The 14660-nt window shown below is 70.7% G+C and carries 11 protein-coding genes and 3 pseudogenes; 8 read left to right on the plus strand and 6 right to left on the minus strand.

The genetic code is table 11. The features are described 5' to 3' along the window. Nucleotides 1-611 precede the first annotated feature (611 nt). The 3 genes and pseudogenes from E4N62_RS37440 to E4N62_RS37450 all read left to right on the plus strand — a co-directional run. Nucleotides 612-1154, plus strand: a pseudogene (locus E4N62_RS37440) (IS701 family transposase); the annotation flags it as partial. A 386-nt stretch (nucleotides 1155-1540) separates the two neighbouring features. Beyond that, nucleotides 1541-2965, plus strand: a complete 1425-nt coding sequence (locus E4N62_RS37445) for an MFS transporter (protein WP_230222072.1) — start codon at nucleotides 1541-1543, stop codon at nucleotides 2963-2965. Between the two features lie 9 nt (nucleotides 2966-2974). Then, on the plus strand, nucleotides 2975-3397 hold the full coding sequence (locus E4N62_RS37450; protein WP_230221778.1) for an SgcJ/EcaC family oxidoreductase: 423 nt from the start codon (nucleotides 2975-2977) through the stop codon (nucleotides 3395-3397). Between the two features lie 51 nt (nucleotides 3398-3448). Here the strand turns inward: E4N62_RS37450 and E4N62_RS37455 are convergent, their stop codons facing one another. Next, nucleotides 3449-4384, minus strand: coding sequence for a nuclear transport factor 2 family protein (locus E4N62_RS37455; protein WP_230221781.1), 936 nt, complete (start codon nucleotides 4382-4384; stop codon nucleotides 3449-3451). A 137-nt stretch (nucleotides 4385-4521) separates the two neighbouring features. Here E4N62_RS37455 and E4N62_RS37460 point away from each other — a divergent pair, with 137 nt between their 5' ends. After that, on the plus strand, nucleotides 4522-5514 hold the full coding sequence (locus E4N62_RS37460) for an aldo/keto reductase (protein WP_230221783.1): 993 nt from the start codon (nucleotides 4522-4524) through the stop codon (nucleotides 5512-5514). 249 nt (nucleotides 5515-5763) lie between these two features. On the opposite strand, the pseudogene thpR reads toward E4N62_RS37460, so the two are convergent. From thpR to E4N62_RS37475, 3 genes and pseudogenes are all read right to left on the minus strand, one after another. Further along, nucleotides 5764-6335, minus strand: a pseudogene (gene thpR, locus E4N62_RS37465) (RNA 2',3'-cyclic phosphodiesterase). Nucleotides 6336-6384: 49 nt separating this feature from the next. Next, the gene (locus tag E4N62_RS37470; protein WP_268270271.1) at nucleotides 6385-7677 is read right to left on the minus strand and encodes an MFS transporter; all 1293 of its coding nucleotides are present in this window, start codon (nucleotides 7675-7677) and stop codon (nucleotides 6385-6387) included. A 658-nt stretch (nucleotides 7678-8335) separates the two neighbouring features. Then, nucleotides 8336-8773: a MarR family winged helix-turn-helix transcriptional regulator gene (locus tag E4N62_RS37475; protein ID WP_045556052.1), complete on the minus strand. Its 438-nt coding sequence runs from the start codon at nucleotides 8771-8773 to the stop codon at nucleotides 8336-8338. A gap of 165 nt (nucleotides 8774-8938) precedes the next feature. Here E4N62_RS37475 and E4N62_RS37480 point away from each other — a divergent pair, with 165 nt between their 5' ends. Further along, nucleotides 8939-9121, plus strand: a complete 183-nt coding sequence (locus E4N62_RS37480; protein ID WP_230221787.1) for a CopG family antitoxin — start codon at nucleotides 8939-8941, stop codon at nucleotides 9119-9121. A 37-nt stretch (nucleotides 9122-9158) separates the two neighbouring features. Here the strand turns inward: E4N62_RS37480 and E4N62_RS37485 are convergent. Continuing rightward, nucleotides 9159-9830, minus strand: a pseudogene (locus E4N62_RS37485) (NCS2 family permease); the annotation flags it as partial. A 22-nt stretch (nucleotides 9831-9852) separates the two neighbouring features. Between E4N62_RS37485 and E4N62_RS37490 the strand changes: the two are divergent. The 3 genes from E4N62_RS37490 to E4N62_RS37500 all read left to right on the plus strand — a co-directional run bounded on the left by E4N62_RS37490 (nucleotide 9853) and on the right by E4N62_RS37500 (nucleotide 13632). Further along, nucleotides 9853-10266 carry a DUF2530 domain-containing protein gene (locus tag E4N62_RS37490; RefSeq protein WP_230221789.1) on the plus strand — a complete coding sequence of 138 codons (414 nt, stop codon included), beginning with the start codon at nucleotides 9853-9855 and terminating at the stop codon, nucleotides 10264-10266. 200 nt (nucleotides 10267-10466) lie between these two features. Further along, nucleotides 10467-12875 carry an HAD-IC family P-type ATPase gene (locus tag E4N62_RS37495; protein WP_230221792.1) on the plus strand — a complete coding sequence of 803 codons (2409 nt, stop codon included), beginning with the start codon at nucleotides 10467-10469 and terminating at the stop codon, nucleotides 12873-12875. Nucleotides 12876-13077: 202 nt separating this feature from the next. Beyond that, nucleotides 13078-13632 (plus strand): hypothetical protein, encoded by a 555-nt coding sequence (locus E4N62_RS37500; RefSeq protein ID WP_230221794.1) that lies wholly within the window; start codon nucleotides 13078-13080, stop codon nucleotides 13630-13632. A 145-nt stretch (nucleotides 13633-13777) separates the two neighbouring features. Here the strand turns inward: E4N62_RS37500 and E4N62_RS37505 are convergent, their stop codons facing one another. After that, nucleotides 13778-14566: a DUF5707 domain-containing protein gene (locus tag E4N62_RS37505; RefSeq protein ID WP_374117162.1), complete on the minus strand. Its 789-nt coding sequence runs from the start codon at nucleotides 14564-14566 to the stop codon at nucleotides 13778-13780. Between the last annotated feature and the right edge of the window lie 94 nt (nucleotides 14567-14660).

Below are 14660 nucleotides of genomic sequence, written 5' to 3' on the forward strand. Positions count from 1 at the left end.
TCGGCCCTGCTGCGGAAGGTGACACGGCCCTCCTCCCCCGCGAGCAAGAGCCAGCGGCCGGTCTCCAAGGGAGCGGTCGCGGCGAGGACCGCCGGGACGCGGTGCGGCGTCTCCGAGGGAGTGGGCGGCGAGGGGGCGGGAGCCGTCGTCACATGGGCCGTGCTGTCCTCGCGGACGACGAGCACCTCACGCCCTGTGCGCAGACAGGCGATCACAGGCGGCGCCGGATCCGGGCGGGACGAACCATCGTCCAGGAGCCGTCCCAGGTTCCACAGACGGACGAAACCGTCGTTTCCAGCAGTCACCAGGCCGGCGCCGTTCCCAGTGAAGTGCACCGAATGGCCCGCTGCCGTGTGCGCCTTGCGTCGAACGCGCTTCGGGATGTGCGCGGCATCAGGCCCGCCCCTGACATGGAGCGTGACGAACCCATCTGCGTCCAGCGTGGCAAGTCGGCAGGCGTCCTCGGCCAGTGCCGCAGCCACCACCCCCGGACCCGTGCCCCATGTGCTGACGCCGAAGGACGTGACCGTCTCCTCGACTGCACGGGCTTGATCGTGCGCCTGGATCCACCAGGCTGCCAGCCTGGCTTCGCTGGCTCCGCCGAACCCTAGGAGCCGCAGCCCCGCTACCGCGACAAGCCGTCCTCGGTGGCCGCGCTGGCGGCCGGCCATGGGCGGCAGGCTTTCACCGAGGTGACCTGGCGGGAAGGCTCCCGCGGGCCGATGCGCTCACGCTTTCTGGCGCTGCGGGTGCGGGCGGCCGGCATCCGCTCCCGCGGCCTGGCCCAGGCCGCCGCCACCGCCGGACACGGCCACTGGGACGGCGTCCTGCCCGAGGTGACGCTGCTGGCCGAATGGCCCGCCGACGCCGAAGCACCCACCGACTACTGGCTGTCCAGCCTTCCCGCCGGCACCCCCCTGGCCGAACTGGTCCGCCTCGCCAAGATCCGCCGGCGCATCGAGCACGACTACCGGGAACTCAAGCACGGCCTCGGCCTGGACCACTTCGAGGGACGTTCCTGGACCGGGTGGCATCACCACGTCACCCTGGTCACCGCCGCCCACGCCTTCCTCACCGAGCAACGCCTGGCCCCAAAAGCCGATACAGCGGACTCACCCTCTACCAGATCCTCGACACCATCCAGGACCTGCTGAACTGCTGGACCGGCACCTGCACCACCTGCCACCGCCCCCTGCCCAGAACGCCCACCACCAGCCCAAGCACAAGAGCCAGAGCAACCTAACGGAGTCCTACTAGAACGCACACCAACGGCAGCAGCTCCACACCCCTACGCGGGCAAAGCCGGCTCTTCACCCAGCCCAAGGACGGCGACTACGTCAGCGACCTGTCCATCACCTACGGCGGCGAAGTCGACATGACCACCACCCTCCTCGGCCTGGTCCTGCCGACCGCCGATCTCCCCCGAGGCTGACGCCGTCGCACGCGGCCACCCGGCCCGGGCGATCCGCACTTGATCGGCCGCCCCCCACTCGCTTGGATGTCCCGGTCGGACGCGGCGGCGACGGATGCGGGCGGGCGGATGACGCGGGGCGGTGGGCTGGGGCGCGATTTCCGGTGGCTGTGGGCGGCGTACGCGGTCAGCGCGTTCGGGACCCGGCTGTCGTTCGACGCGCTCCCCCTGCTCGCGGTGCTGGTCCTGCACGTCGGCCCCTCGGAGGTCTCCGCGCTGGCGGCCACCGGCCTGGCGGTGGGCGCGGCGGTGGCCGTACCGCTCGGTCCCTGGGTGGAGTTCCGCCGCAAGCGCCCGGTGATGATCTCGATGGACCTCGCCCGCTGCGCTGCCCTGCTGTCCGTCCCGGTGGCCTACGCCCTGAACCTGCTCACCTTTCCCCAACTGCTCCTGGTCTCCGTGGTCGTCGCCGTGGCCGACATCACCTTCACCGCGGCGAGCGGCGCCTGTCTGAAGTTCCTGGTTCCCCCGGAGCACCTGGTGGCCGCCAACGGCCGCTTCGAGGCCACGACCTGGACCACGACGATGCTCGGCCCGCCCCTCGGTGGCGCCGCGATGGGTCTCTTCGGCCCGGTCGTCACCGTGCTGATCGACGCCGGCAGCTACCTCCTCTCGGCGGCGGGCATCCGAGCGATCGGCACCGAGGAGCCCCGCCCGGCCGACACCAGGGAACCCCGCCCGGCCAGCACCAGGGAGCCCCGTCCATCCGGCACCAAGGAATCCCGCACGACCGACACCGAGGAACCCCGTTCGACCGGCGCGGAGCAGCCCCGACCGGCCGGCAGTACGCAACCCCACCCGGTCCCGGCCGTCAAACCGGCGACGGATGCCGCCCCCCGGCTCCGCCTCGGCGACCTTCTGGACGGCTGGCGGTACATCCTCCGCGACCCCGCCCTGCGCCCCCTCTTCCTCAACTCCGTCCTCGTCAACGCCCTGATCATGGCCCCGGCACCGCTGCTGCTCATCCTCATGGTGGGCCAACTCGGCTTCGCGCCCTGGCAGTACGGTCTCGCCTTCGCCGTCCCGTGCGTCGGCGGTCTGATCGGCTCGCGTCTCTCCCGTCGTCTGGTCGTCCGGTACGGACAGGACAGGGTCATCCGGGTCTCCGGAACCCTGCGGGCGTGCTGGCCGCTGGGCCTGGCGTTCGTCGGCACGGGTCCGGCGGGCCTCGTCCTCGTGATGGTCGCCGAACTGGGCCTGATCACCTGCATCGCTGTCTTCAACCCCGTACTGGCCACCCAGCGCCTCACCCGGACCCCGTCGGACCGCGTCGCCCGCACGCTCACCGCCTGGTCCGTCACCGGCAAACTCACCATCGCCGCCACGACGGCCCTCTGGGGCCTCCTCGCCTCCGTCACCACCCCCCGCACGGCGATCGCCACGGCCGGCCTGCTCCTCCTGGCGACGCCACTGCTGCTCCTCCGCCGCCGCGACCGCCACCGCGACCGGATCGACGCGGGAACCGACAACTCACTTGATCTCAACCGTGCTTGAGGTTGCACCATGGTCCACATGACCACGGAAGCCACGGAAACCACGGCGCGAGCCGCCGACATCGAAGCCGTCAAGCAGGTCGTCGCCACCGTCGAGCACTCCCAGCAGCACAAGGACCCCGACGAGTTCCTCGCCCTCTTCCACCCCGACGCGATCTGGACGACGGCCCACGGCAAGGTCCTCATCGGCCTGGACGAGATAGCGGCGTTCACCCGCAAGGTGCTCCCCGGGGCCCACTGGGACGGCGAGGTCAGCTACGAGGTGGTCCACGTGCTCTTCATCCGCCCCGACGTCGCGGCGGTCAAGGTCCGCCAGCGCTACCTGGGCGGGGACGACACAAGCGAGGGGGCCCCGCTCTACGTGATGACCAAGCAGCCCGACGGCCGCTGGCTGCTCACCGCCTGCCAGAACACGCAGGTCCTGGCAGGCTGAGCGAGGGAACGGCCGGGCGCGCCGGGAAACCGGCGCGGCGGTCAGAACCGGTCAGAACATCGTGTTGTCGTTCGCCGATGTCTCCGGTACGTCCTGCAGCGCGTCCCAGTGTTCGACGATCTTCCCGTTCCGCACCCGGAACAGGTCGACGACCGCCTGCCCCCGCTCCCCCGGCACGTTCACGTAGTGGCTGTGGACGGCGACGAGCTCGCCCTCGGCCACGACACGCTTGCGCGAGACGGTGAGGGACGGGAACTGCTGGAAGTAGCCCCCCAGACCGGCCTTGACCCCCTCCACGCCGTCGGGGATGTTCGGGTTGTGCTGGTGGTACTCGCGGCCCCAGTACTTGTCGATCGCCGACAGGTCCTTGCGTACCAGCAGCCGGTCGAACGCCTTGGTCACCAGCTTCTCGTGGTACGAGGTCAGCCAGGCCGGTCCCGGCTCGCTCGTCCGGGGCCTGCTGACCGTGGAGAACATGTCGTTGCCGTTGGCCGACGTCGCCGGCACGTCCTGCGCCACGTCCCAGTGCTCGGCGATCCGCCCGCCCTGGAACCGGAAGATGTCGAAGACGGCGGAGCCGCGAGTGCCGGGCGTCAGCACGACGTTGGAGTGCACGAGCACGAGGTCGCCCTGCGCGATGACCCGCTTGACGTCGTACGCGGCGTCCGGGAACTGCTGGTTCACCATCCCGGCTAGGCCCTTCAGTGTCTCCGCCCCGTCCGGCGCGAACGGATTGTGCTGGATGTAGTCCGGCCGCACGTACCGGTCCACGACCGCCGTGTCCCCGTCCTCGAACACCCCCTTCAGCACCCGTACGGCAACGGCCTTCTGGTAGCCGAGCCGCGCGGCGCTCCCGTACGGGGCCCGTTCCGCGACGGCGGCGGAGGGCGGGGCCGCGACGGCCGGTACGACGGCGACGGTGGACGTGAGCGCGGCGGCCGCGAGGACGGCGACGAGCGCGCGGCGGGCAGGCGTGGTGGGGGTCACGATGCTCCCATCTGCTACAACACGGGCATATTGAAAGTTCAATCTTATGCTTACGAAAGGAAAGCACTAACCTCCAGTTAGCGTCAAGATCCCTCTCGCTTGCCTAGAGCGCACTCCACGGCCTTGGCTGGGGAGCCATGAAGTACACACAGCTCGGACGCACAGGACTCAAGGTCAGCCGACTGGTCCTCGGCACCATGAACTTCGGTCCGCAGACGGACGAAGCGGACAGCCACGCGATCATGGACGCGGCGCTGGACGCGGGCATCAACTTCTTCGACACGGCAAATGTGTATGGCTGGGGCGAGAACAAGGGCCGCACCGAGGAGATCATCGGGAACTGGTTCGCGAAGGGCGGAGACCGCCGCGACAAGGTCGTCCTCGCGACCAAGGTGTACGGCAACATGGGCACCGACGGCGAGGCGTGGCCCAACCACGACAAGCTCTCCGCGCTGAACATCCGGCGCGCCGTGGACGCCAGCCTCAAGCGGCTGCGGACGGACCACATCGACCTCTACCAGTTCCACCACGTCGACCGGGGCACCCCGTTCGACGAGATCTGGCAGGCCGTCGACGTGCTCGTCCAGCAGGGCAAGATCCTCTACGCCGGCTCGTCCAACTTCCCCGGCTACAAGATCGCCCAGGCCAACGAGACCGCCGCCCGCCGCGGCGGCACCATCGGCCTGGTCAGCGAGCAGTGCCTCTACAACCTCTACGAACGCCGCGCCGAGATGGAGGTCATCCCGGCCGCGCGGGAGTACGGGCTCGGGGTCATCCCGTGGTCGCCGCTGCACGGCGGTGCGCTCGGCGGCGTCCTGAAGAAGGAGGTCAAGGGCGGCCGGCGCGGCTCGGGACGCGCGGCGGGCGCCCTGTCCGGCCCCGACGCACGCACGAAGATCCAGGCGTACGAGGACCTGCTGGAGAAGCACGGTCTGGAGCCCGGCGAGGCCGCCCTGGCCTGGCTGCTCACCCGCCCCGGCGTGACCGGCCCCATCGTCGGCCCGCGCACCGCCGCGCAGCTCGAATCCGCGCTGCGGGCGGTGGAACTGGAGCTGGACGAGGAGCTGCTGGCGTCCCTGGACGAGATCTTCCCGGGTCCGGGCCCGTCCCCGGAGGCCTTCGCCTGGTGACGACGGCGACAGGGGACGCCCTCTGTTCGTAGGGGCGCGGGGACTGCGCGACGAGCCCTCACCGGCCGGCGGCCGTCACCGGCAGCGGCCGACGAAGGCGCGCGGTTCCCCGCCCCCGCCCGCGATACGGCTACTTACCGAGCGCCGCCGCGAGAGCCACCACAGCGAACATCAGTACGAGCACACCGGCCATGATCCGGTTACGGGTCTTCGGGTCCACACCCCGAGCCTAACCGGCGGCCCGAACGGTCATCCGCCCGCCCCGAGCCCCCACCGCGCGACCGCCTCGTACCGCGGCTGCTCACCCGCCACCCCGGACGCCGGCAGACGGCTGCGCACCAGCGCCAGGTCGGACACCGTCCACGACCGCCCGGCGAAGGCGTCGAGCACGGCGACGTACGGCCGGACGTCGAGGTCCTCCCGGCTGCGGGCCACCGTCAAGTGGGGCGTGTACCGGCGGTGCTCCCCATCGGCACCCCGGCCTTGCGCGCCGCCGCCTCCGCCCGGTCGGCCAGCATCCGCAGCGCGCCGAGGTCCCCCTCGGCCCCCGCCCACAGGGCCCGGCCGCGCCCGAACTTCCCGCCGCCGCGCACGGCCAGCCGGAACGGCTCGCTGCGCTCCGCGGCCCGCTCCAGCCGCCGCGACAGCTCCGGTACGACGTCCTCCTCGACCTCCCCGTAGAACGCGAGCGTGAAGTGCCAGCCGGGCGGCTGGGTCCAGCGCAGCCGGTCCGCACCCGCGAGGCTCTTCAACTCCCCGACCACCAGACCGAGTTCCTCGACGACATCAGCGGGCGGAAGCACAGCGGCGAACAGTCTCATGCCCGCCACCTTCCCAGCCCGCGTGTCACTCGGCGACCACCGCGCCCTCTCAGGGGCGCGGGGAACTGCGCGACAAGCCACGACGGCGCGGCAGCCGCCGCCGACGCGGCGTGGCACCCCCTTCGGCACCGCGCACCCCAGCGGAGCGCCACCGCACCCCGCCGGCCCGCGCGAGGACGAGGCCCACGGTGACGGCGGCGACCGTGGAGACGACACCGCCGGCGACGAAGCCCATCCGGGCGCCGTACGCGTCGGTGACCCAGCCGGCGATCGGCGCGCCCAGCGGCGTACCGCCCAGGAAGACCATCATGTAGAGGGCCATGACGCGGCCGCGCATCACCGGGTCGGTGTTCATCTGGATGGCCGTGTTGGCGGTGACGTTCACCGTCAGGCCGAACATCCCTATCGGCACCATCAGCAGGGCGAAGATCCAGTACGCGGGGGCCAGCGCCGCCACGATCTCCAGCAGGCCGAAGGCGAGCGCGCCGCCGATCAGCACACGCAGCCGCGCGGTGCCCCGGCGGGCGGCGAGCAGGGCGCCGGCGACCGAGCCGACCGCCATGAGCGTGTTGAAGAGGCTGTACGAGCCGGCGTCCGCGTGGAACACGTCGTCCGCGTAGGCCGAGAGCCAGACGGGGAAGTTGAAGCCGAAGGTGCCGATGAAGCCGACCAGCACGATGGGCCACAGCAGCTCGGGACGCCCGGCCACATAGCGCAGGCCCTCGCGGAGCTGGCCCTTGGCGCGGGGGGCGCGGCGCACGGGGTGCAGGTCACCGCTTCGCATCAGCAGCAGGCCGATGATGGGGGCGACGAAGGAGAGGCCGTTGTAGAGGAAGGCCCAGCCCGTGCCGACGGTGGTGATCAGCACACCGGCGACGGCGGGGCCGACGAGACGGGCCGACTGGAAGTTCGCCGAGTTGAGGCTGACCGCGTTCTGCAGCTGGTCCGGCCCGACCATCTCGGACACGAACGACTGCCGGGCCGGGTTGTCGACGACCGTGGCCATGCCGACGGCGAAGGCGGCCACGTACACGTGCCACACCTGCACCTGGCCCGAGATCGTCAGCGCGGCCAGCGCCAGCCCGGTGACCGCCATCGACGTCTGCGTCACGAACAGCAGCCGCCGCTTGGGGAACCGGTCGACCAGCACACCGCCGTACAGTCCGAACAGCAGCATCGGCAGGAACTGGAGCGCCATCGTCACACCGACGGCCGTGGAGGACCCGGCCAGGCTCAGTACGAGCCAGTCCTGCGCGATCCGCTGCATCCACGTGCCGATGTTCGACACGACCTGCCCGACGAAGAACAGCCGGTAGTTCCGCACCCGCAACGACCGGAACATGGAAACCCGCGCCCCCTCGGCCGACACCGTCGAGGAACCACCGGGTTGGGGTGGCGGCGGAAGGCGGGCGGCGGCGGAAGGCGGGGCGGCCGCGGAGGGCGCGGCGTCCGCTGAAGACGTGTTGGCCGCGGGAGCCGCAGTGGAACGGGCGCGCGCGTCGGCCCGGCTCGCGGGTCCGGGGATCAGCACCGAAGCGCCGACAGCGGAATGGGCGGAAGCGGGTTGCGCGGAAGCGGGGCGGGCGGAAGCGGCTTAAGCGGAGGCGGAAGCGGGGCGGGCGGCGGCCGAAAGGTCGGCGGCGCCCGGCAGGGCGATCGTGCTGCCCTCGTTCGGTAGGCCGTCGGTATCCGGCGGGCCTCCAGTACCGCGGGAGTGGGTGGGGGCTCGTGGGTGGGCGGGGTGCGGGGACGGAAGGTGTTCCGGGGCCCGTACTCAAAGGGATTCGCCTCCTCGCGTGAAACGCGTGTTCGTCCTGCGGCTGCGTGAGCCTCAGCTCTCCTGTTCTGTCTGCTGGTTTTCGGGTCGGCCCATGCCCGCCCCCTGACGGCGCACAGGCTGTATGCCGGGGCGCACCGGCGGTCACACCGGTGTGCCCCCACGGCGACAGCGCACCGGGCGGCGCGCATCAGGCGGCCGGCCCGGGGGCGGAGAGACACCCCTAGAGGTGCGCGAGTTTCTCCAGCACCGGCGCGGCGGTCCGGAGCGCGGCCCACTCCTCCTCGTCGAGCCCCTCGACCAGGGACGTGAGGAACGCGTTGCGCTTGCGCCGGCTCTCCTCCAACATCGCCTCGGCCCGCTCGGTCTGGGTGACCACCTTCTGCCGCCGGTCCTCGGGGTGCGGCTCCAGCTTCACCAGCCCCTTGCTCTCCAGCAGGGCGACGATCCGGGTCATCGACGGCGGCTGCACATGCTCCTTGCGGGCCAGCTCACCGGGGGTTGCCGTACCGCAACGGGCGAGCGTGCCGAGCACCGACATCTCGGTCGGGCTCAGCGACTCGTCGACCCGCTGGTGCTTGAGCCGACGGGACAGGCGCATCACGGCGGAACGGAGGGCGTTCACAGCGGCCTCGTCGTCGCCATGGTTAAGGTCAGGCATGTTCTTTAGCCTAACTCATTACCCTCGCTAAAGACCACCGGAACTCCACAGCAATGCCCGTGAGCCCCGCCACTCATGCCGATCCGATCCCCCAGATCACTCATATGAGTGACTAGTACGCAGAACATGACACGACAGAGCAGAGCACACCTGACCCTCGTACACATGGGGACCACTGTGCTGAGCCTGCGGATAGACGAGGAGCTGCTCGAACGGCTCCGGATCCACGCGGCGAAAAGGGGAATGAGCGTCCAGGACTACGTGATCGGGACGCTCATTCGGGACGACTTCGACGAGCGGTTCCAGACCGCGGTCGAGGAGACGGAGAAGTTCTACGGAGTGACGTGAGGGGCGGCCTCGGTCACCCGCAGGAGCCGCGTACCGCTCACGTCAGACCCAGCGCCGGCATCAGGTAGTAGAAGAGGAAGACCGCCGAGACCACGTACATCGCGACCGGGACCTCACGGCCGCGCCCCGCGGCCAGGCGCAGCACGACGAAGATGATGAAGCCCATGCCGATGCCGTTGGTGATCGAGTAGGTGAACGGCATCATCACCATCGTCACGAAGGCCGGGACCGCGATCGTGTAGTCGGCCCAGTCGATCTCGCGGACGGAGTTCGCGAGGATCAGGAACCCGACCGCGAGCAGTGCCGGGGTGGCCGCCTGGGAGGGGACCATCGTGGCGACGGGCGTCAGGAACAGCGCGAGGTTGCCGGGCCACTTCGGGGTGGTCAGACCCCACGAACCGGCCGGAAGCTTGGCTACGGCCTCGACGACCACCGCGAGCAGCGTCATCGCGACGATCGAGATGAGGATCGCGCCCGACACCTTGCGCACGATCAGCGCGAGCGTCAGCAGCGCCCCGAGGACGAAGACCAGCACGGGCCAGCCGTTGGGATGACCGTCCGCGCCGAGCTGGAGCGGCACGGTCGTCCTGGCCGCGTCCGGGATCCGGGTGACGAAGCCGGCGTCGACCAGGCCGATCAGCATGATGAACAGACCGACACCGATGGAGATGCCCTTGCGCAGGCCCAGTGCTCTCCGCGCGTAGACCCGCACGCCTCGTAAGCTGTGCCCCATGGCGAAGTGGATCCCCAAGCACGAGGCACCGGAGCCCCTGGAAGGGCCCATCGTGCCGACCATCATCGGCGGCACGATCCTGTGGCTCGTCCTCTTCGTCGTCCAGCTCCCCTTCTACGGCTGGTACGAGGACCACGGGCACACCTGGTGGGTGTGGACCTGCCTGGCGGGCGGCGGACTCGGCTTCATCGGCATCTACTACGTCCGCAGACGGGACGCGGCGATCAAACGCGATGCGGGACGGCAGGCCGAGGCGGAGGCGGGCGAGGCCGGGGCGGGCGAGACCGAGACCGGCAGAACCGAGACTGCCGAAACCGGCGGGATCGAGACCGCCGACGCCGACGCCGGCGAAGCCGGCGAAGCCGACAAGGCCGAGGCCGGTGGCGCGGAGGCACGGCCCGCCACCAACTGAGCCCGTCCGGCGATTGAGGACGAGCCCGAAGGGCGACAAGCGGGGGCGCGGCCCCCTCCGGCCCGCATCAACCGACGGCACCCGCCACACCCCCGCACGTACGACCCCGGCACCACGCCGAAGCAGAGCCCTCATCCCCTGGTCGGATCTTTCGCCCACTCGATGGGTGAACCCCTAGATCCGCACGTACCGTCGGATGCATGACGCACATCGACGCGGGCACCGACCTCGATCCTGTGCACCCCACCACCGCCTCGGCTCCGCCGGACACGAGGCGGGCGCGTGGGCTGACGGCCGCCGAAGTGACCGAGCGGGTGGCCCGTGGCGAGGTGAACGACGTACCCGTACGGAGCAGCCGCTCCACGGTGGACATCGTCCGCGCCAACGTCTTCACCCGGTTCAACGCGATCATCGGCGTCCTCTGGGTGATCATGCTGTTCGTCGCGCCGATCCAGGACAGCCTCTTCGGCTTCGTGATCCTGGCCAACACGGGCATCGGCATCGTCCAGGAGTGGCGGGCGAAGAAGACCCTCGACTCCCTCGCGGTGATCGGCGAGGCGAGGCCGACGGTCCGGCGGGACGGCGTCGCCACCTCGGTCGGGACGTCGGAGATCGTCCTCGGGGACCTGATCGAGATCGGGCCCGGCGACAAGATCGTCGTCGACGGTGAGTGCGTCGAGACCGACGGCCTGGAGATCGACGAGTCGCTGCTCACCGGTGAGGCGGACCCGGTCGCCAAACAACCCGGCGACCAGGTGATGTCCGGCAGTTTCGTGGTCGCGGGCGGCGGCGCGTTCACCGCGACCAAGGTCGGCCGGGAGGCGTACGCGGCCCAGCTGGCCGAGGAGGCGAGCCGCTTCACCCTCGTCCACTCCGAGCTGCGCTCCGGCATCTCCACCATCCTCAAGTACGTCACCTGGATGATGGTCCCGACCGCGATCGGTCTGATCATCAGCCAGCTGATCGTGAAGGAGAACGACTTCAAGGACTCCGTCGCCCGCACGGTCGGCGGCATCGTCCCGATGGTCCCCGAGGGCCTGGTCCTGCTCACCTCCGTCGCCTTCGCCATCGGCGTGATCCGTCTCGGCCGCAAGCAGTGCCTGGTGCAGGAGCTGCCGGCCATCGAGGGCCTGGCCCGCGTCGACACCGTATGCCTCGACAAGACGGGCACGCTCACCGAGGGCGGCATGGACGTCACCGAGCTGCGCCCCCTGGGCGGGGCGGACGAGTCGTACGTACGCCGGGTGCTGGGCGCCCTCGGCGCGTCGGACCCCCGGCCGAACGCCTCGCTCCAGGCGATCATCGACGCCTACCCGGACGGCGAGGACTGGCGCTGCACCCGGTCGCTGCCCTTCTCCTCGGCCCGCAAGTACAGCGGCGCGGCCTTCGGCGAGAGCGACGGCGAGGCCAGCACCTGGCTGCTGGGCGCCCCCGACGTCCTGCTCCCCGACGACGACCCGGCCCTCGCCGAGACCGAACGGCTCAACGAGGACGGGCTACGGGTGCTGCTGCTGGCCCGGGTCACCCGGGAGCTGGACGACCCCGAGGTGGCGACCGACGCGCTTCCCACCGCCCTCGTCGTCCTCGAACAGCGGCTGCGCGCGGACGCCGCCGACACCCTGCGCTACTTCGAGGAGCAGAACGTCCGGGCGAAGGTCATCTCCGGCGACAACGCGGTCTCGGTCGGTGCGGTGGCCGGCAAGCTCGGCCTGGCCGGTGCGGTGGTCGACGCCCGCCGGCTGCCCGCCGAGCGCGACGACATGGCGACGGCCCTCGACTCGGGCACCGTGTTCGGCCGGGTGACCCCCCAGCAGAAGCGGGACATGGTCGGCGCGCTCCAGTCCAACGGCCACACGGTCGCGATGACCGGCGACGGGGTGAACGACGTCCTGGCCCTCAAGGACGCCGACATCGGTGTGGCGATGGGCTCCGGGTCGGAGGCGACCCGGGCGGTCGCCCAGATCGTCCTCCTCAACAACAGCTTCGCGACGCTGCCGTCGGTGGTCGCCGAGGGCCGTCGGGTGATCGGCAACATCACCCGCGTGGCGACGCTCTTCCTGGTCAAGACGGTCTACTCGGTGCTGCTCGCCATCCTGGTCGTCTGCTGGCAGGTGGAGTATCCCTTCCTGCCCCGCCATCTGACCCTGCTCTCCACCCTGACGATCGGCGTCCCGGCCTTCTTCCTCGCCCTCGCCCCCAACAAGGAGCGGGCGAAACCCCACTTCGTCCGCCGGGTCATGCGGTACGCCATCCCCGGCGGCGTGCTGGCGGCCCTGGCGACCTTCGCCACGTATCTGATCGCCCGTCATTACTACACCGGGGCGGGTGCGTTGGAGGCGGAGACCAGCGCTGCCACCCTCACGCTCTTCCTGATCTCGATGTGGGTGCTGGCCATCATCGCCCGCCCGTACACCTGGTGGCGCCTCGGTCTGGTCGCCGCGATGGCGGCGGGCTTCCTGCTGGTCCTCGTCGTCCCCTCGCTCCAGGACTTCTTCGCGCTGCGCCTGGTCGGCACGACGATGCCGTGGACCGCGGTCGCCGTCGCGGCCGGGGCCGCGGCGGTCCTGGAATTCTTGTGGAGGTGGGTGGACCGCCGCTTCCCCGCGTAGCCGGCGTGCCTCCGCGTAGCCGGCGCTTCTCCGCGCACGAGGGGCGCGCGCATGGGGCGTACGCCCGCGCGCGAAACCGGACCCGTGCGGCCGGCGTCCTCGCCTCCGACCGACCTCGACGCGACCACCGCTCCCCCGCCCTCACCGGCCGGTGGAGCGGGCCCGTGGCGGGGCGCGCGGTACAGGGAGGGGGAGGCACCACATGAACCCGGATCAGCCGGTGGAGTTCCACGCCTCGTGCGGGCATCTGATCTCGGCACCGGCGGATCGCGTGGGGCAGGAGGTCCGTTGCCCCCACTGCCACCGGGTGGTGCGGGTCCCGTCGCCGGACGTCCCGTACGCCTCGGTGGTGCCCGTCCCGGCCGGCGCCGTCGAGCCGCCCGCGCTGACCGCCCTCTACGTGACCACTCTGATCGGTGGTCTCGTCGCCGCCGGTCTCGTCTACCTGGTCATGTTCGACGAGCTCTCGGAGTCCGAGCTGGTCTCGATCACTCCGTTGTGGTTCTTCCCCGTGGTCTTCGGCCTGTACGGCTTCGCCTCGCAGCGGCTGCTGCGCCACATGGCCACCGGCCGCGCGGGAACCCTCGGCGAGGCGGCCCGGCTCTCCATCGACGTGGCCGGCTACTGGGCGGCCCTGGTGCTCTTCCCGTTCCTGGTGCTGCAGTGGCGCAGTTCCCTGCTGGTGTCGCTGGCGGCCGCGCTCTTCTGGGCCGTCCTGCTGTGGCTGTTCTTCGCCCTGCTCTTCCCCGCGCTCTGACCGCGCGACGAGGGGGTGCCGCGACCGCCGACCGCCCGCGACGCCCCCCATCACGACACCCCACGCCGTGCGCGGCGGCTGCAGAAGGCGCCGGCCCCGGGAACCCCCGGAACCGACGCCCACCCGCTCAACCGCCGCCTGGGGCTTACTTCACGTCGATGGCGTCGCCCGCGGACGTCACGGCCGCCGTGCCGGAGCTGCCCGCGAAGACGTAGCGGTACGTGCCGTCGGCGGTGGCCTTGACGGTGGTCTTCAGGGCGCCCGTCGAGGACGACTTGACCGTCTTGACGTCCTTGTACGCCGACGTGCCCTTCTTCTTGAACTGCAGCTTCGCGGCCTGGCCGCCGTACGCCGGGAACTTCTCGGTGTCCCAGTTGGCGCGAGTCAGCTTGCTGGTGACCGTGATGGTCTTGCCCTTCTTGACCGGCTCCGGAGAGGCGTTCGCGCCGACGAGCTTGGTCTGGCGCTGGATCTTGAAGGTCTTGGCCGGGTCCTTCTCGACGTAGTCGAAGTCCTTGGCCGCGGCGAGCGCCCAGACCTTCCAGGTGCCGGCCACGGAGTTGATCAGGTTCGCCTGCGTCTCGACGGTGAAGCTCGCCTTGCAGGAGGCCGTGGTCGAGTTGACCTTCTTGCAGGTGGCGAGGCTCTCGTCGTTGCCGTTGGCGACGGCGCCACTGTCCGCCGTGTCCAGGCTCGCGCCGTGGTAGAGGACGACGGTGACGTCCTTGAGGCTGATGCCCGAGTTGTCCGAAGCCTTGAAGGAGACCGTGAAGGTCTTCTTGCCGGTGCCGACGACGACCGGCTTACCGCCGTTGACCACGACGTCGGTGATCTTCGTGTCCCCGGCGGTCGGAGCGGCCTGCGCGACCGGGGCGACGAAAGCGGTCAGGGCCATGGCGCCGACGACGGCACCCACGATGGCACGCTTGTGCAATGTATTCCCCACGTAAGAGGGGACCCGCGGCGCGGATGACGCACGAAGTGTCGGCACGCGGGGCCCGAGTGTCTGGAGAGCCGGGTGGCTCACC

The sequence above is a fragment of the Streptomyces sp. MNU76 genome (genome assembly GCF_020982545.1).
GTDB lineage: Bacteria > Actinomycetota > Actinomycetes > Streptomycetales > Streptomycetaceae > Streptomyces.